At 46.1% G+C, this 23,872-nt stretch carries 21 protein-coding genes; 12 read left to right on the forward strand and 9 right to left on the reverse strand.

The annotated features are described in order from the left end of the window. The first annotated feature begins 16 nt into the window (after nucleotides 1-16). Nucleotides 17-466, forward strand: coding sequence for an SRPBCC domain-containing protein (locus J2Z66_RS31440; RefSeq protein ID WP_209976725.1), 450 nt, complete (start codon nucleotides 17-19; stop codon nucleotides 464-466). 56 nt (nucleotides 467-522) lie between these two features. Here J2Z66_RS31440 and J2Z66_RS31445 read toward each other — a convergent pair whose 3' ends face one another. Beyond that, nucleotides 523-1,296 (reverse strand): exodeoxyribonuclease III, encoded by a 774-nt coding sequence (locus tag J2Z66_RS31445; RefSeq protein ID WP_209976807.1) that lies wholly within the window; start codon nucleotides 1,294-1,296, stop codon nucleotides 523-525. A 340-nt stretch (nucleotides 1,297-1,636) separates the two neighbouring features. Continuing rightward, entirely contained in the window at nucleotides 1,637-2,698 is a 1,062-nt protein-coding gene (locus tag J2Z66_RS31450) for an ATP synthase beta subunit C-terminal domain-containing protein (RefSeq protein ID WP_209976726.1), read from the reverse strand. A 198-nt stretch (nucleotides 2,699-2,896) separates the two neighbouring features. On the opposite strand from J2Z66_RS31450, the gene J2Z66_RS31455 reads away from it, so the two are divergent. After that, the gene (locus J2Z66_RS31455) at nucleotides 2,897-3,466 is read left to right on the forward strand and encodes a GNAT family N-acetyltransferase (protein WP_209976727.1); all 570 of its coding nucleotides are present in this window, start codon (nucleotides 2,897-2,899) and stop codon (nucleotides 3,464-3,466) included. Here the strand turns inward: J2Z66_RS31455 and J2Z66_RS31460 are convergent. Beyond that, on the reverse strand, nucleotides 3,438-3,893 hold the full coding sequence (locus J2Z66_RS31460; RefSeq protein WP_209976728.1) for a VanZ family protein: 456 nt from the start codon (nucleotides 3,891-3,893) through the stop codon (nucleotides 3,438-3,440). The two genes, J2Z66_RS31455 and J2Z66_RS31460, sit on opposite strands and share 29 nt — an antisense overlap. Nucleotides 3,894-4,077: 184 nt before the next feature. Between J2Z66_RS31460 and J2Z66_RS31465 the strand changes: the two genes are divergently transcribed. From J2Z66_RS31465 to J2Z66_RS31490, 6 genes are all read left to right on the forward strand, one after another. Beyond that, on the forward strand, nucleotides 4,078-4,932 hold the full coding sequence (locus J2Z66_RS31465; RefSeq protein WP_209976729.1) for an ankyrin repeat domain-containing protein: 855 nt from the start codon (nucleotides 4,078-4,080) through the stop codon (nucleotides 4,930-4,932). A gap of 33 nt (nucleotides 4,933-4,965) precedes the next feature. Next, on the forward strand, nucleotides 4,966-5,355 hold the full coding sequence (locus J2Z66_RS31470; RefSeq protein ID WP_209976730.1) for an ankyrin repeat domain-containing protein: 390 nt from the start codon (nucleotides 4,966-4,968) through the stop codon (nucleotides 5,353-5,355). Between the two features lie 604 nt (nucleotides 5,356-5,959). Then, nucleotides 5,960-6,220: a hypothetical protein gene (locus J2Z66_RS31475; RefSeq protein WP_209976731.1), complete on the forward strand. Its 261-nt coding sequence runs from the start codon at nucleotides 5,960-5,962 to the stop codon at nucleotides 6,218-6,220. A 179-nt stretch (nucleotides 6,221-6,399) separates the two neighbouring features. Beyond that, nucleotides 6,400-9,555, forward strand: coding sequence for a hybrid sensor histidine kinase/response regulator (locus J2Z66_RS31480; RefSeq protein ID WP_209976732.1), 3,156 nt, complete (start codon nucleotides 6,400-6,402; stop codon nucleotides 9,553-9,555). A 2-nt stretch (nucleotides 9,556-9,557) separates the two neighbouring features. Continuing rightward, a complete protein-coding gene (locus tag J2Z66_RS31485) occupies nucleotides 9,558-10,691 on the forward strand; it encodes a response regulator (RefSeq protein WP_209976733.1) in 1,134 nt (377 codons plus the stop codon). A gap of 201 nt (nucleotides 10,692-10,892) precedes the next feature. Next, nucleotides 10,893-11,330 carry a LytR/AlgR family response regulator transcription factor gene (locus J2Z66_RS31490; protein ID WP_209976734.1) on the forward strand — a complete coding sequence of 146 codons (438 nt, stop codon included), beginning with the start codon at nucleotides 10,893-10,895 and terminating at the stop codon, nucleotides 11,328-11,330. Between the two features lie 28 nt (nucleotides 11,331-11,358). On the opposite strand, the gene J2Z66_RS31495 is transcribed toward J2Z66_RS31490, so the two are convergent. After that, nucleotides 11,359-11,901: a hypothetical protein gene (locus J2Z66_RS31495; RefSeq protein WP_209976735.1), complete on the reverse strand. Its 543-nt coding sequence runs from the start codon at nucleotides 11,899-11,901 to the stop codon at nucleotides 11,359-11,361. Nucleotides 11,902-12,003: 102 nt separating this feature from the next. Between J2Z66_RS31495 and J2Z66_RS31500 the strand changes: the two genes are divergently transcribed. The 4 genes from J2Z66_RS31500 (at nucleotide 12,004) to J2Z66_RS31515 (ending at nucleotide 15,602) form a co-directional block, all read left to right on the forward strand. Continuing rightward, nucleotides 12,004-12,597, forward strand: coding sequence for a TetR/AcrR family transcriptional regulator (locus tag J2Z66_RS31500; protein ID WP_209976736.1), 594 nt, complete (start codon nucleotides 12,004-12,006; stop codon nucleotides 12,595-12,597). A gap of 89 nt (nucleotides 12,598-12,686) precedes the next feature. Then, entirely contained in the window at nucleotides 12,687-13,481 is a 795-nt protein-coding gene (locus J2Z66_RS31505) for a VLRF1 family aeRF1-type release factor (RefSeq protein WP_209976737.1), read from the forward strand. A gap of 654 nt (nucleotides 13,482-14,135) precedes the next feature. Further along, on the forward strand, nucleotides 14,136-15,107 hold the full coding sequence (locus tag J2Z66_RS31510; protein ID WP_312894857.1) for a transposase: 972 nt from the start codon (nucleotides 14,136-14,138) through the stop codon (nucleotides 15,105-15,107). A 45-nt stretch (nucleotides 15,108-15,152) separates the two neighbouring features. Next, on the forward strand, nucleotides 15,153-15,602 hold the full coding sequence (locus tag J2Z66_RS31515) for a hypothetical protein (protein ID WP_209976739.1): 450 nt from the start codon (nucleotides 15,153-15,155) through the stop codon (nucleotides 15,600-15,602). A 339-nt stretch (nucleotides 15,603-15,941) separates the two neighbouring features. Here the strand turns inward: J2Z66_RS31515 and J2Z66_RS31520 are convergent, their stop codons facing one another. The 5 genes from J2Z66_RS31520 to J2Z66_RS31540 all read right to left on the reverse strand — a co-directional run bounded on the left by J2Z66_RS31520 (nucleotide 15,942) and on the right by J2Z66_RS31540 (nucleotide 23,647). After that, nucleotides 15,942-16,844, reverse strand: coding sequence for a helix-turn-helix domain-containing protein (locus tag J2Z66_RS31520; protein ID WP_209976740.1), 903 nt, complete (start codon nucleotides 16,842-16,844; stop codon nucleotides 15,942-15,944). A gap of 14 nt (nucleotides 16,845-16,858) precedes the next feature. Further along, nucleotides 16,859-17,710 carry a Gfo/Idh/MocA family oxidoreductase gene (locus tag J2Z66_RS31525; protein ID WP_209976741.1) on the reverse strand — a complete coding sequence of 284 codons (852 nt, stop codon included), beginning with the start codon at nucleotides 17,708-17,710 and terminating at the stop codon, nucleotides 16,859-16,861. Between the two features lie 21 nt (nucleotides 17,711-17,731). Next, entirely contained in the window at nucleotides 17,732-18,790 is a 1,059-nt protein-coding gene (locus tag J2Z66_RS31530; RefSeq protein ID WP_209976742.1) for a Gfo/Idh/MocA family protein, read from the reverse strand. 74 nt (nucleotides 18,791-18,864) lie between these two features. After that, nucleotides 18,865-19,389 (reverse strand): GNAT family N-acetyltransferase, encoded by a 525-nt coding sequence (locus J2Z66_RS31535; RefSeq protein ID WP_209976743.1) that lies wholly within the window; start codon nucleotides 19,387-19,389, stop codon nucleotides 18,865-18,867. A 313-nt stretch (nucleotides 19,390-19,702) separates the two neighbouring features. After that, a complete protein-coding gene (locus J2Z66_RS31540) occupies nucleotides 19,703-23,647 on the reverse strand; it encodes a carbohydrate binding domain-containing protein (protein ID WP_209976744.1) in 3,945 nt (1,314 codons plus the stop codon). Between the last annotated feature and the right edge of the window lie 225 nt (nucleotides 23,648-23,872).

Consider the following 23,872-nt stretch of genomic DNA (forward strand, 5'->3'; position numbering starts at 1 on the left):
TCAAGGAGGCCGACCCATGGATCTCAAATATCAATTTTATATCGCGGCAAAAAAGGAGGATGTTTGGCAGATCCTCATATCACCAGAAGGTACCAAAAAAACGGTTTATGGCTCCACCATCCGGTCGACCTTTGAAATCGGGGCTTCTATTGATTATGTAGGGCCTGGCAAAGATGGGGACGAGACTGTTTATCTTTACGGCAATGTGCTTGAATTTGAACCTAATCAAGTTCTAAGCTATTCGGAGCATCCCGGCCCGTCCTATTATCCCGATCACGCAGAACATACAACCCGGGTTACCTTTACTCTTGAGACGGTGGGGAACTGTACGAAACTGACTGTAATTAACGATCAATGGTCGGCAAACCATCCTTCACGTGTCCATACGGAAAATAATTGGCCTGTCATTCTGAGCAATATCAAGACTTATGCGGAGACGGGCAGCACGCTTGACCTCGGCTGGTAATAAAAAGCAGCGGCATCTTCTTAGCCTCTTATACGAGGTGGAAGATGCCGCTGTGTTTATAGGCTGCTTTCGGAGCTTTCGGATATATTCAGTATAATAGGGCAATGATCGCTGCCCAGTACATCACAATCGATTTGCGCGTCATCTAACAGCGGCTCCAGTCTTGACGATACGAGAAAATAATCAATTCTCCAGCCGACATTCCGCTCTCTCACCTTAGGCATATAAGACCACCAGGTATAAGCATTTTCCCGCTCTGGATAAAAGTATCTGAAACTATCCGTAAACCCTGAGTCCAGCAGCAGGCTCATCTTGTCCCGTTCTTCCGGGGTGAAGCCGGAGTTGTTGCGATTGGATTTCGGATTTTTCAGGTCAATCTCCTGATGGGCCACGTTCAGATCGCCGCAAATAATTACAGGCTTGTGGCTGTCTAACTGCAGAAGGAAGCTTCGAAACCTTTCTTCCCATTCAAGTCTATACTCAAGTCTGGACAGATCGCGTCTGGCATTTGGCGTGTATACATTGACCAGATAAAAAGCGTCGAATTCAAGCGTTATTACCCGCCCTTCAGGCTCCGATTGCTCCTCTAGGCCGTACCTGACCGATAGTGGCTTGATTTTTGAAAATATGGCAGTTCCCGAGTAGCCCTTTTTAAGCGCATAATTCCAATATTGGGTATAGGCATCACCGAGCTCCAGGGCGATTTGTCCTTCCTGCAGCTTAGTCTCCTGAATACAAAAAATATCCGCTCCGATTTCATTGAAATAAGTGTTGAAGCCTTTGTTTACACATGCCCTTAATCCGTTAACGTTCCATGATACTAGCTTTATCATCGTCTATCAATCCCTTGCTGCTGATAGTAGTTTCCTATTATCAGTGTATCATAGAAGTTCATCGCTTAACGATTTTATTCGTATGGGAGGGAAGGGCGGCGGTCTCCAGCCGCTGGGCATGAAGAGCTGCTACTTAACGATGTTTTTCATCGCTAAAAACACTTGTCGGCTCCACAACCTTACTTTAACAATGAAAAACATCGTTAAAATCCCTTTTTACCACCCAGAAAGGCCATTCATGCTCATATAGTGATGAAAAACATCATTAAAGTGGCTGACTGCCCTGGGAACACTTGCTTTAACGATGAAAAACATCGTTAAGTGGAGCTCACGCCCCTTATTTATCCCCTGGCTTGAAATGCCCGATGTAGGTTAATTGTTCAACCTCCAGATCATCGGCAGCACCATCCAAAACGCGTCGGACCCCATCTATTGTGTCCTGAAGCGTTAGCCACTCGCCGGGTTTGTTCGTAAATGGCTCTGCCACATAAAACGGCTGTGTAAGGAACGACTCCAACCGTTCTCCCCGGCGATAAATCAGTGTATCTGAATCCGGCAAACTTTCTAATCCCCGTGCTCTTACCAGCGAACGCAGCTCCCGGTAGCGGCGAAGCAGCTTTCGCGCTCTTTGTTGCAACGTCAAATGGGTCGCCTCAAGATGCGCTCCTTCGAGAACGGTAGAGGTAGAAAACACAGGATCTATGGCTGGGAAAAGATTGCGCGATGCCATGTCCGCATCACATCTCAATAGTGTATCCAAGGGCCCGTAAGGAACATCTTCGTCTGCAGCCTCGAAATTAGTGTCCACCAGGGCTATAGTTACAGGTCTGGTGCCAGCTTCTTGCAGCCGCTCCCGCAGCATCGATAGTTCACCTGAGAGAACGATGGATCTATCTGCTCCAAGCAGCACATCACGATCCGTACTGAGAGCAGCTATTTGCGTGTACACTTCTTCTAGAGTCGTACAAATAAATTCGGCCTCCGCCACCACTTCTTCAAAACCCTCAGCATCAATCTGTGGTTTCCAAACAACGGTAGCATATCCCCTCAGCTTCATACGATGCAAGAGCTCGGATAGCGTGACTAGCTGCCCCATTCCAGGACCTGCTACAAGGCCAACTGTCCCTCCCCGTACTACTGGCGCAAACAAATCTAATACTTTCAAACCTGTCTCAATCATCGATACACCACTCCCTCGAATTATTAATTCATCAAGACTGCAATTCGCAAGCGAAGCAAGCGTTACAAGGGTTCTAACTTCCGCCCTGCCTACAGGAATTTTGCCTGTGCACAGGTTAGAAACAGTGGCAGGCCGTAAGCCGGCTGCACGGGCGGCTGTCGTAAGATTTGGGACACGACGACGTAAAAGTGAAACGTTGAGCTGTAGATCATCTTTCATTTTGGAAAACACCTCCTCATTTTCTGTAGAGTAATTATTATTACTTTTGAATGTCGTCTTACTTCATAAGGTAATGTATTTTACTTTAAAAAGCAATACATATTTTTCCGTTTTTTTTAATTTGGGCTGTGTGAGTTTGCAAAGCGATTGCGGATATGATTCACTAGGGGTGTAAGTCGAGCCTCAGGAGGGAAATTCATGATACGACAAGCCAAACAAGAAGATGCGGCAGCTGTGATAGATTTAATGTATACGGCGATAGGAGGCATCATCCACACACTGGCAGGAACTGACGATGTTGGGGATGCGCTGCAGGTGCTGGAGGCTTTTTTTCGGGAGAAAGGGAACAGGATCAGCTTCGAAAACGTAATGGTTATAGAAGAAGAGGGGCGTGTAATCGCCTTTATGCTTGCTTATCACGGGAGCCAAGCGGAAGCGCTGGATCGTCCGTTTCTCGAACGGCTAGCCGCGATCGGCAGTACCACACGAGCCATTGAGCGTGAAGCACGCGAGGATGAATATTATTTGGATTCGGTTGCTGTTCATGCGGATTATCAGGGGCGGGGTATCGGCTCCGAGCTGCTGCGGTTGTTCGAACAGCAGGCCTCGGAGCTTGGACATGATAAAATCATGCTGCTTGTCGACCAAGAGAATACATCTGCAAAGCAATTGTACGTGAAGCGTGGATTTACGGAAGATGGTGTCGTGCAGGTTAGTGGGCATCTTTTTTACAGAATGATTAAACGGTTGAATGGGTTGAACGTATGATTATTTTGGTAAAGCAAAGACCTATTACGGCTCCGAAAGTGTTCAAAATAATATCATCTATATCGAAGCTGCCAACACGGGATAACATTTGAGTCAATTCTATGGCTAGCAGCAGAAGGATAATGAAAGTCAAAAAAGGCAAGGCTCTAATATATAGCTTGTTTAGTAACGGTAAAAACAGGCCTAAAGGTATAAACAAAATAACGTTTCCGAATAAATTTTTGACCCAGGTTTCTGTATTGAAATAATGGCGGTTTACGATATATTGTTTGATAGTCTGAAAGGGAACAATATTATAATTATAACCGTCCCAAAAATATCTTCCTCTAATGAAAAGCAATTTGATCATAACCAGGCTGTAAACAACAGCTGTCAGTAAAATGAAAAGGTTATACCAATTGCTTTTTAAGTATGCCTTTTTAAACATCAGGAAACTACTCCTCTCACCCCCATCTATCTTATCATATCTGCAATTTCGGGTCGATTGTTCCGTAACTCTGCTTTGAATTAATAAATGTTGGAAATTTAAGATGAATTATGTTAATGTAATATTGTAATTAAAAATACAAGAAAAGAAGAATTCAAAATGAAAATTCAGAGGAGTATCCCTCATGGCAAATAAAAAGCAAAGTATTGTCATATCCATCAGGCTGGATGAAGTCTCTTTGAAAGCTGTTGATTTACTTGTGGATTCAGGGCTGGAATCGAATCGTTCAAGAGCGGTCTCACATTTCGTGAACCTGGGAATTCAATCCTCTGAAGAGCTGCTCAAAAAAGCGCAGGTTCTGGCAGATAACGTTCATCAGCTGAGAAATGAAATGATTGAAGCGGTCAAAATAAACAATCTGGAAATGGTAGCAGAGCTGCTTAGCCAAGACTCTTCGCTTGTAAACGCAAGCAACAGCAAGGGAGAGACAGCGATTCTAATGGCAGCCTATTATCAGGCAAACGAGATCAAAGAATTACTGCTTAAAAATGGGGCAGAGCTAAGTATCTTTGAGGCGTCCGCAGTAGGCAATACAACGCGAGTAAGGGAGCTGCTGACAGAATCACATGAGCTTATAAGCAGCTATAGTGCAGATGGGTATACCTTGTTAGGCTTAGCTTCACATTTTGGCAACGAAGAAACGGTACGGTTTTTGCTAGAGCAAGGTGCAGATGTAAACGCAAGAAGTAAAGATGGCGGCTTAAACAATATGGCTATTCATGCAGCGATCGCTGGTAACTTTGAACATATTGTTAGACTGCTTGTCAGTCATGGTGCAGATGTAAACGCTAAGTGTGAAGGAACGTGGAGGTCAGGCTTCAACACCCTCCATGTTGCGGGCTATTTTGGCCGCGAGGCGATTATAGAATTTTTGCTGCAAAAGCACGCGGATAAAACAGCTAAAAATGATAAGGGCGAGACTCCCTGCGAAGTAGCCACTGCCAGAGGACATCAAGCGTCAGCTGCGCTCTTACTATAACAATTAAAAAAACGAATCTAAGGAGAATAGTCCATGGAAAACAAAGAAGCGGTTCAACCAGCTTTGGTCAAAGAATTTGTCGGTAATGCTCATGGTGATCTAGATCGTGTCAAAGAGCTTCTGCAGCAAGAACCGGGACTTATACATGCAGCCTGGGATTGGGGTGGCGGAGATTGGGAAACAGCCTTAGGGGCTGCAGCCCATATGGGAAGAAGAGACATAGCAGAATTTCTTTTAGAAAAAGGAGCACGGCTGGATTTGTTTGCCGCAGCAATGCTAGGAAAGCTAGATATAGTTAGCGCCATACTGGCTGATAATCCCGATCTGAAAAATGCATCAGGCCCACACGGAATCCCGTTATTTCAACATGCTGTAGCTGGTGGGGAAGAGGCCGTCCAGGTTCTACAGTTTCTGCTCAAATAAACAGGAATAAAGGAGATATTTGCAGCACAAATTGAGTGGGACTTCCACTTAACGATGTTTTTAATCGCTAAAGCAAGTGATTCCAGGGCAATCAGCCACTTTAATGATGTTTTTCATCGCTATATGTGCACGAATGGCCTCTTTGGGTGGTAAAAAGAGATTTTAACGATGTTTTTCATTGTTAAAGTAAGGTTGTGGAGACGAGCTGGTGCTTTTAGCGATGAAAAACATCGTTAAAGTAGCAGATCGTGCCAGCTCTTCATTCCTAGGACCTTTGCCCGCTAGGAAGACTCCTCCAAGCAAGAGAAAAAACCTTGCTGGCTGTCAGTTTGAGCTTGGTGTTCGTGTGATTGTAGCTTAGGAGAGGGAAGGGCTGTGGGAGGAAGAGCGATAGCGCCCGCCTTTAGAGATTTGTTCCAACCCCCTCATCCATTCCATTCAAGGGAACAAATCTCTAACAGCGGCTGGAGCCCACAGCCCTTCCCTCCCGTAACGCATCCAAGTTTCAAACATGCTCCTCAAAGGAGCCAGCAAAGCGTTTTTCAAATCAAACTGTTTGTTAAAGGTGGAAGAAGGTTAATAGACGGTAAGGAGGTGCTTTCTAATGAAAAAGGATTTAACCACTTCAACTATAGAGATGGTATATGGAGAAGCATCGTTAGAGGAAACTGAAGATATGAGGAACGTGGACCCGGAGCTATCAGCTAATCCGGATACGCTAATCGTAGAAGAACCGGATCCCGAAATCAGTCCAGTTGCGGAAGAGGGAACCCCGGTTGATCCTGCGGCTCCGCCCGCGGATATTATGCCTGGCACGGATCTTCTAAATGGATATAATGGAGACGGGGAAGAAGAACAGCAGTAGTTAAAATAGGTGCTGCTGAAACGGACTGGTTTGAAGTCATAAGACTTCGAGCCAGTCCATTTTCATTTTGATCTGGTTGCTCAGCTGAAGCTTCCTCGCCCAATTTCTTTTTTTTATTAGAGGAATCTTGTTGAAATATATCGAAATAGTTCTTTTAGACCGTGACCGGGGAGTGAAAAATGAAAAAGCAATGGCTGATGGTGCTAGTCGGTTTCATATTAATAATGATTATTCCAGCATGCGGGTATATTCGAACGGAAATATCGATTCCGGAGAGTCCTTCTCCTAAGGAAGGTGTGCTGGATTTAAGTAATTGGAATTTTGCTGCAGAAGGCCTTATCCGCCTGAGTGGGGAATGGGAGTTTTATCGCGGGCAGCTCCTGATTCCTGAGGATTTCGCCGAATCATCTTTAGACAGGGGCGAGAAGCCGGAACTTAGCGGTATGGTTCAGCTTCCAGGTCAATGGAATGGGTACATAGCTGGTGAGGGCCAATCATCAGGCTCGGGTTACGGCACGTTCAGGCTGCGTATTCAGCTGAAGGATGACGCAGAAGAGGTATTTGGTATCCGAACAACCAATATCCGTATGGCTAACAAAATATTTATTAACGGACATGAAGCCGGGGCTAGTGGGAATCCTGCTAAAAGTGCTGCTGAAGGCGAGCAGAACAATACTCCTTATGTAGGGTTCGCCGCGGTTAGTGGCAATGAAATTGAAATTATAGTTCAGGTTGCTAATTACAGCTATGCATCGGGAGGTATCATTTATCCGATCCTGTTTGGAGACCTTGAATCTATTATGAAAAGCCGCGAATTCGCGCTGTTTGGCGATTATATGACCCTGGCCGGACTTTTAATCTTTTTCTTGTTTTTTCTGGTTTTGTTCCAAAAGAGGAAGCAGGAACGCTCTTTGCTTTATCTCTGTTTATTTTGCCTGATTTCGCTCTTATATGTACTGACGCATGGGGAGAAGCTGATTGGAGGCATGATTCCAGGCTTGGGTTATGGATTTGTACTGAAGGTCCAGATGGTTTCCTCTGTGCTCGCCTACTTTTTTCTTCTTCATTATGCGAATGTGTCAGTGCCGAACGCCATCAGTCGGAAATTTATAAGAATTTGCAACTGGTTAGCCCTGCTTCTTTCGCTTGCTGCTATAATTGTGCCAGTGGTGACATTTTCGAGATATTTTCCGCTGCTTGTTGTAATAGGCGCCTTTGTTATATCTGGAATGGTGTACATTATGATCATAGGCATTCTTCGGCGGACGGAGGACGCTGTTTACATGCTGTTCAGTATTATGAGCATTCTGGCTATTATTGTGATCAATATTTTGCATGTGCTGGGCAAGATGGAAAACCAGTTTTTTGTTCCCTATGAAATGCTGATATTTGTCGCTGTGCAAATTTTGCTGCTTTCTGGAAGATTCGCCAGATCGTTTTATGAGGTCGAGGAGCTGTCCCGAAAGCTGCTAACTTTGGACGAACTGAAGGACGAGTTTATGGCGAACACCTCTCACGAGCTGCGCACGCCGCTGCATGGTATCGTGAATATTGCTGAGTCACTGCTGGAGGGTGTAGCTGGGGCGCCTAATCAGGATCAGGCTAAACAGCTATCGATGATTGTGTCGACTGGCAGGCGGTTATCTTATCTGATCAATGATATTCTGGATTTCGCCAAGCTTAAGAACAAGGACATGATTCTTAATCGCCAGGCTGTTGATCTTCCCTCTGTGGCCCAATCGGTGCTGGAAGTCATCGAGCATTTGTCTGGTATGAAGGGAATTGTTCTGACACAGCAATGGCCGGACAATTTACCGCTGATTGACACAGACGAGGATAGACTCCGGCAGGTCTTATATAATTTGCTTGGTAATGCGGTGAAGTTTACCCATAGAGGGGAGATTCGGGTTTTCGCGGAGGTTGGCGAGGGCTCAGTAACGATCTTCGTTTCAGATACAGGAATCGGCATTGCCAAGGAGCGGTTCGAGGATATTTTCAAATCATTCGACACTGGCAGTGGTTTGGCCGAGCTTTCAAGTTACAGCGGAACTGGGCTCGGTTTGAGCATTACGAAGAAATTGGTAGAGCTGAACGAAGGTCAAATTAAGGTTGAATCGGAGCTGGGCAAGGGGTCGGTATTCCAAGTCACCCTCCCGGCTGCGAAATCAGCCGTACAGCTAGATAGTGCGCAGAATAGGCGGGCAGCGGCTGTTACGATCAAGGAGACTGCTGTTGCGGTAGAGAGTGTTAAGTCTGCGCCCTCTCCCGCGGCTGCGAATGATTTCACGGTGATGGTTGTAGATGACGACCCGGTTAATCTTCAAGTATTGATTAATTTATTGTCGATGGAAGGCTACACAGTGATAGCCGTTAATAGTGGAGCGGATGCGCTCCAAGAATTGGCGGGCAACTTCCGGATTGACCTGGTAATTACAGACTGGATGATGCCGGCAATGTCTGGCATTGAGCTGTGCCGGGAAATCCGTCAGCGTCGTCCGCTGTCGGAGCTGCCGCTGCTTATGCTGACAGCGAGAAGTCAGATGGAGGATATCCAAACCGGATTCAGTGTGGGCGTGAACGATTTTCTAAGCAAGCCAGTAGAGGCTGGTGTGCTCAGGGCGCGTGTGCGTACACTGCTAGAGCTGCGTAAATCCGTGCAGTCAGCGATCCGGTCAGAGATGGCCTTCCTGCAGGCCCAGATTAAGCCCCATTTTCTATATAACGCTTTGAATACGATGATTGCTATATGTCCCACAGATCCGGAAAAAGCGACAGAGCTGCTGATGGAACTCAGCCGTTATTTGCGCAGCAGCTTCGATTTTCATAACCGAGCCCAATTCGTTTCCCTGGATAAGGAGCTGGAACTGGTCCGTTCCTATATGGCGCTGGAGCAAGCCCGCTTCGGTGAACGTCTGAAAATAAGCTATGAAATAAGCACCCATCTACAGGGATTAATCCCGCCGCTCAGTATTCAGCCCATTGTCGAGAATGCGGTTAGACACGGTGTGATGCAAAAATCAGCCGGAGGGACAATCAGGCTGATGATTAAGAAAGAGGGCAACGCACTAAAAATTTCTGTAACTGACGATGGTATAGGGATGAAGATAGAATATGTGAATGGGCTTTTGTCTGAAGATTCGAATACTCGTGGTGTCGGTCTGGTGAATATTCACAGGAGGCTGCTGACGCTGTACGGAAAGGGAGTTCAAATTTCGAGTGAATGGAAGCAGGGGACGACCGTTTCTTTTGAGGTGCCTCAAGCGCAAATTGGCGGTATGGCACAGAAGTGGCGGGGAGCCGTTAGTTTGCAAGAAGCTGTGGAGAGGAGAGGGTGAGCATGAACATTATTTTAATTGATGATGAGGAGCCGGCTCTGGTGCATTTGGAACGGCTGCTCAAAACCGACGGTCGTGTTCAGATCGCAGGCAAGTATACATCCGCTCAGGAAGGGCTGGATCATCTTGCTCGAGAGAGGGTTGATATTGTATTTCTGGACATCGGGATGCCGGAAATGAATGGCATTGAGGCGGGCGAACGAATTCAACAGATAGACAGCAGTATACGAATTGTGTATATAACGGCCTACTCTAACTATGCGATAGAAGCATTCGAGCTGCACGCCCTTGATTACTTATTAAAGCCAGTCGATACGGCGCGTATGACCAAAACGTTGGACCGGATCGAGGAATATGCCAAGCTGTCAGACAAAGGATTGAAAGAAAATAGGGAGGAGGTCGTAGCGGTCCGCTGCTTTAAGCGTCTTGAGCTTGTTGGAGACCCCGGTTCCCGGGAAAAATTAAAATGGAGGACGATGAAAGCACAGGAGCTTTTTGCTTATTTGCTCCATCTGGGGGGACAACGGGTGAATAAGGATCGGCTGATTGAAACGCTTTGGCCGGATGCCGAACAAGACAAGGCGGTTACGTATCTTCACCATTCTGTCTCCCGAGTCCGGAAGCTGTTGAAGGAGTGGGGAGGATTAGTGACGATCGAATATGCGGATGACAGCTATGGCCTCTATCAAGAAGCTATTCTTACGGATGTGCAGCTATTTGAACGGGAACTCTCGCAGCAACCTTATAACTTTAGAGACAAATGGAACCACTATGAGCAGATTTTGCTGCTGTATCGCGGTGACTATCTGGAGGACCACGATTATGAATGGGCAAAGCCGAGAAGGAGTGCGCTGCTGGAGCGCTATCTGCATCTGGTGACTGCCATGGCCAGGCACGAAATGGAGGATGGCCGGGAACGCTCAGCAGCAAAGCGGCTTCTCGAGGCACAGGAAAGAGATCCATACTCAGAGGAGGTATGCCGGCTTTTGTTAACAGCATACAGCATGTTGAATGATTATACTGCGATTCAGCGCAGCTTCGAGTCCTTCACGGAGCTCCTTCAAAGAGAGCTGGGGGTTGAACCGGACAACCGGACCAAAGAGGTGTACGAGGAGCTCATGAAGCGGCGGATGTGACATCAGAACGCATGTGGCCAAAAATAGGGGCGTTGTATTGATGTTTTTCATCACTACATGATCTGCCATCACGAACCCAGTCTTTCACCGCACCCTTAAGCGGTTGATGGGCTTTTTGTGTTGGCTGCGGCATCAGGCTGTAGTTCTGAGAATTAGAACTATGTTTAGAACCGGTATAGAGGAGGTTGCTATAATGGGGTTATGCTGAAAGCTGATTCTGAAGGAGGCACCTTAAATGAAGCCGGAATTTTTACAATGTTAAGGGTCATGCTGATCCAAGGCGAAGAGTTGGTGCTGGAAGAGCTAGCGGCACTGCTTCACAAGATCGGCGGGATCGAAATCGTGGGCCAATACGGCAATGCGCTTAGGGCCTTGGAGACGATGGAAAGCCCGGCAGCGCCGGCTATAGATTTGGTTTTTCTCGACATTATGATGCCTGGAATCGATGGTCTTTCGGCTGCAAGGTATTTCAAGAAGCGGGACGAGCGGATTGAGATTGTGTTCGTCACTGCATACCCGCAATTTTCAATTGACGCTTTTGAGCTTCAGGCACTGGACTACTTATTGAGGCCCATAAACAGGGAACGGTTGGAGAAAATGCTGGAACGAGTTAAATACAAATGGAATAAGCGGCAATAAGCAACGCATGGTAAGCAAAGCAAGGTTCTTAGACGGCCTTCTTGCTCTCGCGGGGCCACAAGGTGTAGCTAAAGCTGATGAGAAAATCGATGCCAAGCACAACCGACCACAGCTGGATGGTTTTCAGTAATGGAAGAGTACGGGGCCCATCGCCTACCAGCACAATTAATACATACAGGAAAGCGCAGCCTATAGCCCAGGCAAGAAGATGATGGAGCCAGCCTATGCGTTCATGACGGGCATGCATGCGGCCGGATTTAGGCTTTGGTGTTGGAGCGGGACCACCGGCAAAACGGTGGGCGAACCGTTGATCAGCCCATTTGATCATGCGGTGGCCAAAGGCGATCGAAACGCCGATATAGATGGCAGCAAGGGAATGGACGAATGTAGCCTCTGCACCTCTCCTTAAATCAATCCCTGTAGCAATAAGAAGCACCAGATCAATAATTGGCGTGCAAAGTAAGAGGATTGTGCCTACTTTTTTGAGTTTGAGTATATAACGGCATACAAGGCCGGCAAGGATAAAAAGCCAAAATGCAATTTCACAGCTGATGATGAGTGTCACGATCAAGTTGAAGCCCCCCTTTTTTTTTTGAAAGTACAGTTGTATTAAATAAAAGCTTTTTTATTATAACACAGTTGTATTATAAAACAAGAGTGCTATAATACAGCTATGCCTAAAATAGTGGATCATAACCAACGAAGAGAACAAATAGCGGAAGCAGTTTGGCGCATTATACGCCGTGATGGACTGGAAGCCGTATCGGTACGCAGTGTCGCCAATGAAGCTGGTATATCACTCGGCTCGCTGCGGCATTACTTTGATACGCAGTCTGAGCTGCTTGCTTTTTCCATGCGGCTTATGTCTGAGCGGGTTAATTACCGTATCAAGAATCTTCCGTTTAGTGGAGACCCCCGCCATGATATCGGGCTCGTAATTAGCGAATTATTGCCACTTAACGGAGAGACACTTGCTGAGTCTGAAGTGTGGCTGGCCTTCATGGGGAAGACCATTACCGATGAGACCTTGCGGACATTGGGCAGGGAAGTTCATGATGAGCTTTATGCAGGGTTTAGAAGCGTAATCGATCTTCTCATTCAGAAGAAGATGACCAAAGAGGGCATTGATGCCGAATATGAAGCAAAGCGGCTGCATGCTCTTGTTGATGGTCTGGTTGTACATCATGTCAACTTTCCGGAAAGGGTACCTAAAGATGATTTAATGCGGATAGTCCTGGCGCATTTAGACAGCTTCATCATTGAATAGACTTCTATATTGCCGTCTGGAGCAAAGCCTTAAGATTCAAATCTGCCTTTGCAGGGTAAAGGATTAGAGCAAAGGAGGCAGATATAAAGATGAGTGTTAAACAAAATCTTGAGCAGCTGAAAAAGCGTGAGTTCTCCCCTGAGCAGCATGTGTTGACTATCTATTTGGAAATACCGGCCGAGAGAGGCCAGCAAGCAACCTGGAAAATCCGCTGTAAGAATGGAATGAACCATCTGATCGAATATGCCCAAGCGGAGGGTGCGGACGATCAAGTCAAACAGCTTACTAAGCTGCAGACACTTTTGGAGCAGACGCTAGAAGCCAATCGCGAGAATTTGAAGAACGGTTTACTTATTATTGCTTGTCCTACTAATGGAATTATGCTGTTGGAAAATTTGCAAATACCACTGCCGAATGCATTTTATTGGTCAGCACGTCCCCAATTGGACGAGCTTGAGGCAGCACTTGCCCAGCACCCTGCAGCAGGAATCGTGCTGATTGGAAGTGAGAGTGTCACTGTGTTAGATACCTCCCATGGGCAAATTAAACGGGAATGGAATTACATTTGGGACTCCGATCAAGAGGACTGGAAGCAGTATCAAGGTCTTTCTTACGGAAACCGGGAAGCTTCGGGAGCCAGCCACAAGGATCAATTCGACAAACGGTACGAGGCCAATCAACAACGGTGGTTAAAGCGCCTGGGTCCTATCCTGCTGCGCCATAACCAGCGAAATGAGTGGGAGGAAATCGTATTGAGCGGCGAACCTGGCCTAACCTCGGAAATGGCAAAGGAATTAAACGGTAAGAAGCCGCTAGTCCTGCCAAAAAATTTAAAGGGTATGCCAAATCATCAAGTCCTAAAGGAAGTTTACGCCAGCCTCTAGACTTACAGGTGAGAGCATCGAGATATTCTAGAAAGGCTGTACGCTAAAGCAGTAAATCTGCTAAGGTGTACAGCTTTTTTAGTGAGGCGTGCCCAGAGCACGCATCTTCTAGCCGGTGAAAGTCCGGTCGCGGGAGGGGCCAAGCCCCCGCGTAGCTAGGATACTTGCGTATGGAGAAATCTGTGCGTAAAAGCGTATCGACGAAAGAACCTGTCAGAGATAGGGCGAGCGACATGCCAGGCCGTAACATCAAGTGAATCCTGCCGCATCGTCAAAAAAGACCTGAAAAGGACAAGAGAGAGTCGAGCCTCGATGTGTTAGGCGAAGACCATGGAACGCGTGAAGCCATTGGAAGTGCAGCGCGGAAGAACTCTCCGGTGTAGAGGGATCGACATGTTGGGAAAGTTGTGCTTGGAACTAGGGAGACCCTAACCCGCACGAGTTTTTTTTCTACGACAGCATGATTAACTAGCAAGTATTTCCGATTTTATGTCGAATAGATAAGGATCAAGAATGTGATCGGAGTGGATCCTTATGTTTCCTAAAAATCGGTTAGGCGCTGCACCTAAAGTGTACTTTAGACCGGAATTTCGTCATTGCCCACATTGTGAAAGTAAACTGCGTCGTTCCCATACAGCATGGGAGAAAAAAATTGTGACATTAAAGCAAGGCGTTATTCATGCTTGGAATGTAGCCTACGCTTGTCAGAATCCGGATTGTTCATATTGTGGTGTTGCGTATAAGTCGGCAGAGGCCGAGATGCTGAGCATGAAGCATTCCTCTTATGGTTATGATGTGCTCTGCCTCGTTGGCGAACTGCGGTTCAAGCAGCATAGAACCGTAAAAGAAATTGCCGATGCATTAAACGAACGCGGAATTCTAACGAGCGAACGAAATGCTCAAAATTTATACGATCGCTATCAAACCCTACTCGCCGCCAGTCTCGATGATCACGTCAAAAAGATATTAGCGGAGATCACTGAACAAAACGGAGGCATTATCCTCTCGATGGATGGTGTTCAACCCGAAAAAGGAAACGAAACCATCTATGTCATTCGCGAAGTATTCAGTGGCACCGTTCTTGCCGCTCAAAATATGAAGAGCGGAACAGCAACAGAACTGAAAACGCTGATTGAACCGATCATCGAACTGGGCTACCCCATCGTAGGCATTGTCAGTGATGGCCAGCAGTCGATTCGATTGGCGTTTGAAACCTTATTGCCCGATGTGCCTTATCAATACTGTCAATATCACTATTTAAAAGACATTGCCAAACCAGTCGTGGATGCGGATCGCAAATTGAAGAAGGAACTCAAAAAAAGCATGCGCGGCATTCGGAATATTGAACGTAAAATTGAACAGGCAGAGACAAGAGTGGGCGACATGGAATCAGAGCAATCTCTGGGAGAAGCAGCGGCAATGAAATCACCAGGAGTCACCGAAGCGCAGATTGCTAAGGGATATGTAACCGCAGTCCGTGCTTTACTTTTAGAAGATGGAGATCCGCCACTCGAATTGCCTGGATTGCTCATTTATGAGCGTGCGCAAGTGATTCAAGCATCGCTACAACGGTGTTTGGATAAAAAAAGAGCCCAATTTACTCCAAAGTTTAATGGTAATATTTAGTAAATTAGGTTTTTTAAGTAATGTTGTGAATCCGTATCTCGACTAATGGAACCGATCCAACATATTGCGACATTGTTAACACCGGAGGTGGACAAGAGTAGTGAAACGGTCGTATGGGAAATGAAGGCGCTGCTGGCATGGGTAAAACAAACCTACACCAAAGAAAGCGATGTACTAATGGTCGATAATTTATTCTGTTACTCCAAAGGGTTTTGGAAAGGACTTTTCACTTGTTATGATCATTACTACATTCCTCGAACAAATAATGGACTGGAACAATTTTTTCGACAGACGAAAGCTTGTCATCGACGGATTACAGACTTACGTAATTGGAATACGTACATCATTCGTAATGGAGAGATGATTGTATTAGTAAACGATGCGCTTCGTCAAGAACACCTCATCTCGCGTCTGCGATCGATTTCCTATGATGCCTACAAGGTGCGGAAGATTAAATGGGATCAACGGTTATCCAGTGTCATTCAGCGTAAATAACCGCAATCCCGATAAATACCTGAACGACTTGGAGTGAGTTAAATTGTTAGTCAATTATGCTGTCGTAGTTTTTTTGCGGTTCTGTCAGTTGTTAAGTTTGATGATATGGATGAGGTCATTACCAATTGGTATGTGTAGACCGTACAGGATCACCGACAATTAAAATGTGAATGCGTCAGGACAGTGGAGTAAGCTGATCGGACGATAAATTGGAAATATCCAAGCATGAAGGACTAACACAACCAAAAGTAAAAGGCTCTATGCAGGACGTGTGGCAGAAATGAGTCTCTAGTCCAATGAGTCCATTTTGACACGTAATAATTCTCGAATACAAGAACCCTATTCCTGCCCACGCTGATCAGCCACATAACGGGAAGGGGGATATCCCATAATGCGCGAGAAAGCTTTGCTGAACGATTGGATCGTTTCATAGCCGAGCTTTTCTCCCACTTGTTTAATGGAGAGATTCCCGTATTTAAGCAATTCAAGCGATTTCTCTATCTTCTTATGATTGATATAACGCTGCAAGGTCATGCCTGTTCTCTGTTTGAACACGTGGGATAAGTAGGTGGAGTTATAATTCAACTTGATGGCAAGTTCCGTAATGCTGCCAAGCTCGAATATGTGTTTCTCAATGTAGCGGATTACAGCATATACGGTTTGGCCTACTGAATGAGGAGACCTCTCCGATGCATATTGCAATATTTTGTCGGCTTTCTCAGTGAATGAACGATAGGCTGAAACGATGATCTCCTCGAAGTAATTCCGAATCATGATGCGGGAATAGGGCTTCTGGGAATAAAATTCATCGATGTTGCGCATGAAAGGAATAAGCAGGTTGTGCGTATCTTTAGAGAAATGATAAGGAGCCGACTGGAAGAATGCCAGCATCTCGGCAAACTCCTTGTCGGCTTGTTCATTGAAATTGAATCCCATGTATACGAAGCGAAGCATGTTGGTTCGGTCGGTTTTAATTTCATGTCTGTGCCCGATCGAATTGAATACGATATCTCCCGCTTCCACCTTGATGCAGGTGTCGTCGATATAGAAATACCCGCTTCCCGATACGATACAGCTTAACTCCAGACAGAATTGGTTATGCGCTCGAACCTCATAGCCGCATTCACAGCAGATTTCCCCAATCTGGAACAGATCGATTCCTCCAAATGTAGCCTGTTTCGCTGCAAAGATGTTGTCGAAATGAAACAGGCAACCCATCTGCCTCGAATCTTTCATGACCATAATGACTGATGCCTCTATTCGCTAAATTTACCCTGCGGCAATTCGATCCACTGGTACGGCGTTTGCGCGGCCTTGGACCCGTACTCAATCAAGGTAATGACTGCAATCGTTTCCTCCGGCTCAACCGTGGAAATACCGCTACGGAAGAATTGTACGAGATTATCGATGAATGCTGCAAAAAAATCTGCTTCCGCCGCAAGTCGTGAAGAATGGCCATCCTCAAATTGTAGGGTGAGGAGAAACGGGCTGCCCTGTATGAGATGAATCGTTGCTTGACGTCCGTGAGTAAATTCAATCAGTAAGGCAGGCGTTAGCATCGTGCCAATGGACATGACCCGCTTGGCCCCGGCGCCCATCAAGGATACAATTGGCTCAATCTGATGAACGGCATAGTTGGCATATTTACCTGGTCCTTGGCTGCATACAGTATCGATTTCCTTGCCAAGGGCTTCTGCATATTCGGGAGCAAATCGTAGCGCCGAGGAAGAATAGAAAGGCGTGCCATTCTTTGCTGCCCATTCGATCAATTTTATTGCAGTCAATCGATCGGGAGCAAATGTTTTATCCACGAATGTTGGTTTGCCTGACTGCAAGGGAAGCCAAGCTAGCTCTTCATGGAATTCCGGATGGTCAGGAGACAGCACGACCAAACAATCGCTGTTTTCAATGACGGCTTCAATCGTGGGCAGCAGCTCGATCCCCCTATCGCGACACCAGCCAGCATTGTCCCGCCCGTTCGGCGCATCTATTTTACCATAGGCGCAGGTTACCTTCATCGTTCCCCCGGATGCTTGTTCAATCCATTCCGGATATTTATTGGCATGCCCTTCATCGAGAAAATAGTCGATAAATCCGATTCGTTTCATTTTCTATCCTCCATGGTTGATTTAGAATGCAATCTCTTTATTTAAATCGGATGAATCATAGATGCCTTGGATGATTCGCGAGGAGAGAATCACGGAATCGATATGGGATGGTAGCTTCTCGCCTGTACGGATACAGTCGATGAACCCGTTGATCTCGTTCTGGAACTTATCAACGGACTTGTAGGAAGGAGTTGTCTCCAGCAATACGCCATCTTTTGCTCCATACACTTTAAAGTCTTTGCCATATTGCAGACGAATTCCAGCCTTGTCCCCGAGAAAGTCGATATACATTTCATCTACTCCGATATTCTGCGCCCATGCTCCGTTTAATGTAATGGTTGGACCTTCAGTTCTGATCATGGCTGTTACGAAATCATCTACGTCATAGGTGCCAGAATAATTCGGCGGGCCCGCCCACATGTTCAGATACGAATAATTCGGCATGTCCAAGCCCAATTTGCTATAAACCTGTCCGGTTACCGTCTTAGGCAGCGGGTCACCCGAGCAATACATGACGATATCGAGAAAATGGACGCCCCAGTCGATCAGTACGCCTCCTCCAGCAATAGACTTAGTCGTAAATGTACCGCCTAATCCCGGAATCGAACGCTGGGAGCGAAAGCTGACATATACATGATACAGCTCGCCAAGCTCTCCATTCGTGATCATCTTCTTGATCAAATTAACGCCCGTATTAAAACGGTTGCACACACCGATATTCAACACAAGTCCGGTTTTATGCTGAACCTTCTGCATCTCCAACGCTTCTGCATAGGTTCTTGCAGCCGGCTTCTCGCAAAGCACGTTCTTGCCCGCACGCAAGGATTCGATGGAGATAGCCGCATGAACATGATTCGGCGTACAGATGGATACCGCCTCAATTTCCGGATCATTCAAGGCAATGCGATAATCCTCAATCGCTTCCCCGCAGCCGCTGTCAAGCACGGCTTTATCCGCTTTCTCTTTGATGATATCGCAGAAATACTTAATCTCGGCGTTGGGATTATTCAGATACGCTTTGATATGTGCGGCGTTGGCATTCGAGCCGCATCCGATGATGGCAACCTTGATTTTGGACAATGTAAATTCCTCCCTATCGATTTTGATAAGATAATTGTAGCATTCATGCAGCATTATTAAAGGTGATAATTTGTTTAGATGGTTATCCCAATTTGTCTTAGTGTTTTGGCCATATGCCAATAGGGCTTATGGTGAATAAAGATTTCTTTGTCTGCCTCGTATCCCAGTCTTTGATATAGACGATGTGCTACTAGATTCTCCTGATCCACGTTGAGGGCTATTTTGGTGTATTTTAATTCGGCGGCATTCCACTCTGCTGCTGCGATTAATTCTTTGGCAAAACCTTTCCCCTGATGGTTAGGGCTGACTGCGAGTGCATCGATATAATATTCGTCTTCATCAGCCTCTTGTTCGATCTGGAAGGAAGCATTTCCGCTTGATTGCCGCAAATGGTCAATTATGGGCTGATAGAGGTGGACGGCTTGACTGCCATGGTAGCACAAGATCATCCCGGCAAGTTCGTTATCCACCTCTTTGACCCAGATGCATGCTTGGCTGAAACGGTTTCCCTTCATTTCGTAGAATAGTGCCAATTGCTTGAGTGCTTCAGGTTGGTTACTCTCACCCGTTAATTGGTATGCCATATCTTGAATAGCCAATAAGATTAGCTTCGCGATTGGTGCGGCCTCCTGATTGGAGGCTTGTCTTACTAAATCAGAAAGTTTAACTCCAGCTGGATTCGGGGGGATTCGATCTATTCCGGTTGATGGCGGTTTGATAAGGAGGGGCTGACATAACCAGCCTTCACTCTACAAATCCGAAAAATTAGTGAGACGTTAAGCTCTTATGCACAATATTGCACGAAATGCAACAAATTTTCCATCCCTTTCTGAATATTTCTAGAAAGCCTCCTGAACCGCTATACAAGCGGATCAGGAGGCCTTTTCATGCAGGTGCAGGCAATGAATGATTTCAGTTCAACAATACCCCAACCTCGTCAAAATAGGCGTCACCGCTGTTAACAGTTGGGTCGTTATGCTCCAGATAGATATTAACCTGATCCGTATAGGTGCTAGGCGCAGTGAAGGAGACCGTATAGTTGGCCCACGAAGTGCTGTCCACCAACCCGCTTGTTGCCAGATTCGTTGAAGTGGTTTCGTTGCGCACCCTTGCTCTTGCTTTAGCCAAAGACCCGTTTGTTTTGCTGTAGAAGGTAAGCGTATAAGATGCGGAAGGCTTAAGTCCTTTTAGCGTGTAAACAAGTTGTTGGCTTACGCCCGATACATCGGTTGACAGCTTGATGCTTGCACTCCCTTTATATTTCTCTGCAGTGGTTAATACAACTTTGCCGGATACCGTCCCCGACGAACGTACCCAATATTTTGGCAGCGTGCTGTCGAAAATTTCCGCTTCTTCAAATCCTGCATTAGGTGAAAAGGAATTCCACAGGGACGGGTAAATCTTCACATCGTCGAAATAAACATATTGGTTAGCCGGCGTGTAGATATTGTGATACAAGTCAAGCCTGATGTCATTGCTTGCATTGGATGGGGAAGTAAAGCTTAATGTTCCCGCGGTCCACGATGTATTCGCCACATTTACGGTATTAACCAAGCTTTCTGCCGTATAATTATAGATATCAGCCCGTGCTTGGACACTTCCTGATCCGGCTTTGGCAAAGAACTTTACATCATACAGGCTGTTCGGCAAATATCCCGTTATTTTTTGCTGGAGGATATTCCATGCGGTGCCGTTGGTTTTAAGAGCCAGTCCCGCATCCCCCTTGTAAGCGTTCGAAGTATCCCGATAGGCTGTACTCGAATTCGTGTATGCTATATATCGGGTCCAGAAGGTCGGTAACGTGCTGTCATCTTTATTGGACAGTTCGAAATTGCCGTTTACTGTAGTTTCCGGATTATAGACGGTTAGAGCTGCCAATAAAGGCGGCATAACATAGCCGTTAATGTTATTGACAATGGCCATGCTGATATCCCAAATTTGCGGATCGAATTCGGCGAGCTCCACAAACTCCCATATATAAGGAGTGGAAGCAATAAGGTTAACAGTTGTGCTGTAGTTTGTAACCACGTTGTATCCAATGACTGGTTGCGACATAGAACCGTTCCACATGGTATCGACAAAAGTGGAAGCAAACTTCTCCATATCCGTTTTCGTAAACACAACACCGTAATGATAAGCCGTTATGGCTGCAGAAATGTCAAGGGAGCCATGGGAAGTATCTTCGAAAGTGTCATAATCAAAGCCGTTATCCCAGCTTCCGGAACGATTCCAGTAATCCCATTTATAACCGGTAGAGTTTGTTTCCAGATTGTCTTTAAAAAAGTTCAACAGCTGTTCAGCGCGTGTTTTGTAACTGGCGATCCCTGTAATATCCCAAAGGTATAAATAACATTCTGCTGCGACCAGGTTCTGGTTATGGGGCAATGTTCTTCCTGCAAAGTATGCGCCCCGGTTTCCTGAAGGAAACACATAAGTGCCCCGATTGTTGCCAAGATCTACGAAGTTCGTACTCCACTTGGGAAGCACTTCGTCTTCAACAATAAAATCCAGATAAGCATCGGCTGTTGCTCCATAAATAGCATCCAGATCGGGATCGTCATGTACCGTTTTAATAAACTTCAGTGCTCCTTTGATGGTCATCGTGTCTCCAATGAGGAATCCTACCCGTTCTCCCACGGACACATTATCAAAATAAGCGAATTGGGAGCTGTTGTTGTAATACTGTTGGGTAAGGCGGATTTCGATCACATGATTGGCCGCATTGGGCGTCGTGAAGTCGAGCTGCAGATCAGCCCAATTGGTATTCACAAACGTCATGGATGCAAGCTGGGTGGAAGAGGTTACATCATAGACCACTACCTTGCCGCCATTCGACGCAGTGCTCGTTTTCCCGTTAAAGTAAACCGAATGCGGCTTGTTCGCTTCATAGGCCAAAAGCTGCTGTTTCACGTATCCGTCGGTCGAACCATCATTGCCGATGACAAGGCCATAGGAGCTGTAATAAGATTTGTCGTTTGCATTTGTCGTATATGCGTTGCTCTTGGTCTTGTTGACCCTCTCCCAGGCGGCAAAGCTCTTGTTTACAATCGGAACCACCTCCACATCGTCAATGTACGTGATCAGACTGTTATCTGTCGCTGTGGAAGCCTGCCTAAGCCGTAAATAGATCGTATCGGTCAGAGAATCGGTTGCTGTAAAATCGAACGATTGCTTTTCCCAGTGTGTGTTGCTGAATGTAATGCTTCCCAATGTTGTTGCTGTGGTTGCATTATACAATTCTACTTGCCCCTGCGCCGCAGGTAAATTGTTCCGTCCTATGAACTTGACGTTATACTGCATGCCTGGAATCAGATAAAGCTGCTTCCTAAGCATGGGCACTGCAGAGTTATTCGATTTAATGACAACGCCCTTGGACGATGAATAATATTCATTCAAAGTGGTGGAAAGATACGCGTTGCTTGAGGTGGATTGAAATCTTGCCCAACCTGCCGGCAGGGTCGAATCAGCTCCATCCGAAGTCTCAAATCCAAAATTGCCATTGACGTTTTCCGTATAAGGTTCAATCTTCAAATCATCAAAATAGGCGATCCAGGTTGGATGGGTGTGTTCGGCTTGCCTCAGATAGATGTTTAGCGTCTTGCCTGCCAGACTGGGCGCGGTAAAGATGAAGCTCTGTTTCTGCCAAGACGTATTATTGAAAGTTTGATCCAGAATGTATTCCGAGTCAGTCACATTATAGACTAGAATTCTGCCGTAAGCGGATGAACTGTTGGTTTTGCCCATGATTGACAAAGTATATTTTTCTGAAGGTATATAGGGAAGCTGCTGGGACAATTCTTTCCACGAAGAACCGTCAGACTTGATTACGAGACCATTGCTTCCGGAATAGTATTCCCCAGCCGTAGAGGAACGGTAGGTATAGGTGCTGGTGCCAAATCTGGCCCATTTGTCCGGCAGTGTGCTGTCGCCTGAGTCTGCAGTTTCAAAGCTGCCATTCTTGACTTCGTTGACGATATTCTCAACAGGCTTGATGGAAATATCATCGAAGTAGGCTGCCCAGCCCGATTGGTCAATTTGAGCCAGCTTTATCTTAATGGACAGCGTTTGCCCTGAGGTAGTCGGTGCCGTAAAGATCAGGCTGCGCTTTACCCATTCTTCGATGAAGATCATGCTGTCGAGATCAAATGTCGCAGTTTCGGCCAATACCGCTGATGTCGTCTCATTATAGATTTGGATTTTACCTACCATGCTGCGGCTGTCGGTCTTGGCGGCAAATGACAAATTGTATTTTCTGCCGGGTGAGTAGGTAAACGACTGCTTAAGGGTTGCTGCACTTCCGCCATTATATTTAACGGCGAGCCCTGCACTGCCGGAGTAGTACTCCCCTGCAGCGGTTGATCTGTACACGGTTGTGTTAGTTCCCGCTTCCCTTGTCCAACTTGCGGGGACACTGTCCGCGCCTGACGTTTCAAACCCTCCGTTGGCAATCGCATCCGCTTCATTCGCATCCTGGGCGTCTGACTCAAAATCTTGATTTTCCATATGCTGATAGGAATATTTCGGGGAATACCATCCCCATGTACCGTCTCCTTCCGGATCCTCCGCATTGGCTTTGACTCTGTCAAAGTGATCGACGAATTTATCCAACCAATACTTATCCTTATATTTGTTGTAAATGTCGATGTAGGAGTCAAGAATGTAGCTTTCTCCCCAAGAAAGGGTTGCTGCATCCGAAGATTCCGAATAGCCTCTGCCGTAATTGGTTTCCGCATCCAATTGCTTATAGCGGTCAAACACACGGTCCTGTGCTGAAGTGGTATAGGCAAAAGAGAATATCAGAGCGAAAACGGCAAGCAGGCTCAGGATTGCTTTTGTATAATACTTTCTATTGGACATAAATTTAAACACCAACCTCTCATTTTAAATTTTTTGCATGATGAGTTTTGAATAAACAACTCTTAATATAGTTTGTCATTTAGAAACATGATGTGTTCTACGATAATCTCCTTAAGTGCGGCTACTAATTCGGATTGTACGGCTATTTGCCTGAATAAAGGACTGACTGCTGCTAAACCGAGCAAGACACCTCCTTTACCACTTCCTCATTCTTCCCAAATCTTT

The organism is Paenibacillus eucommiae, assembly GCF_017874215.1.
Lineage (GTDB): Bacteria > Bacillota > Bacilli > Paenibacillales > NBRC-103111 > Paenibacillus_AI > Paenibacillus_AI eucommiae.

What these genes read in the sequence shown, in the direction of transcription:
- J2Z66_RS31465 (WP_209976729.1), top strand. Translation starts at nt 4,078, where the DNA reads ATGGCAAATAAAAAGCAAAGTATTGTCATATCCATCAGGCTGGATGAA.
- J2Z66_RS31470 (WP_209976730.1), top strand. Translation starts at nt 4,966, where the DNA reads ATGGAAAACAAAGAAGCGGTTCAACCAGCTTTGGTCAAAGAATTTGTC.
- J2Z66_RS31540 (WP_209976744.1), bottom strand. Translation starts at nt 23,647, where the DNA reads ATGTCCAATAGAAAGTATTATACAAAAGCAATCCTGAGCCTGCTTGCC.
- J2Z66_RS31440 (WP_209976725.1), top strand. Translation starts at nt 17, where the DNA reads ATGGATCTCAAATATCAATTTTATATCGCGGCAAAAAAGGAGGATGTT.
- J2Z66_RS31525 (WP_209976741.1), bottom strand. Translation starts at nt 17,710, where the DNA reads ATGAAACGAATCGGATTTATCGACTATTTTCTCGATGAAGGGCATGCC.
- J2Z66_RS31475 (WP_209976731.1), top strand. Translation starts at nt 5,960, where the DNA reads ATGAAAAAGGATTTAACCACTTCAACTATAGAGATGGTATATGGAGAA.
- J2Z66_RS31460 (WP_209976728.1), bottom strand. Translation starts at nt 3,893, where the DNA reads ATGTTTAAAAAGGCATACTTAAAAAGCAATTGGTATAACCTTTTCATT.
- J2Z66_RS31455 (WP_209976727.1), top strand. Translation starts at nt 2,897, where the DNA reads ATGATACGACAAGCCAAACAAGAAGATGCGGCAGCTGTGATAGATTTA.
- J2Z66_RS31490 (WP_209976734.1), top strand. Translation starts at nt 10,893, where the DNA reads ATGCTGAAAGCTGATTCTGAAGGAGGCACCTTAAATGAAGCCGGAATT.
- J2Z66_RS31520 (WP_209976740.1), bottom strand. Translation starts at nt 16,844, where the DNA reads ATGGTCATGAAAGATTCGAGGCAGATGGGTTGCCTGTTTCATTTCGAC.
- J2Z66_RS31505 (WP_209976737.1), top strand. Translation starts at nt 12,687, where the DNA reads ATGAGTGTTAAACAAAATCTTGAGCAGCTGAAAAAGCGTGAGTTCTCC.
- J2Z66_RS31500 (WP_209976736.1), top strand. Translation starts at nt 12,004, where the DNA reads ATGCCTAAAATAGTGGATCATAACCAACGAAGAGAACAAATAGCGGAA.
- J2Z66_RS31485 (WP_209976733.1), top strand. Translation starts at nt 9,558, where the DNA reads ATGAACATTATTTTAATTGATGATGAGGAGCCGGCTCTGGTGCATTTG.
- J2Z66_RS31515 (WP_209976739.1), top strand. Translation starts at nt 15,153, where the DNA reads ATGGAACCGATCCAACATATTGCGACATTGTTAACACCGGAGGTGGAC.
- J2Z66_RS31450 (WP_209976726.1), bottom strand. Translation starts at nt 2,698, where the DNA reads ATGAAAGATGATCTACAGCTCAACGTTTCACTTTTACGTCGTCGTGTC.
- J2Z66_RS31480 (WP_209976732.1), top strand. Translation starts at nt 6,400, where the DNA reads ATGAAAAAGCAATGGCTGATGGTGCTAGTCGGTTTCATATTAATAATG.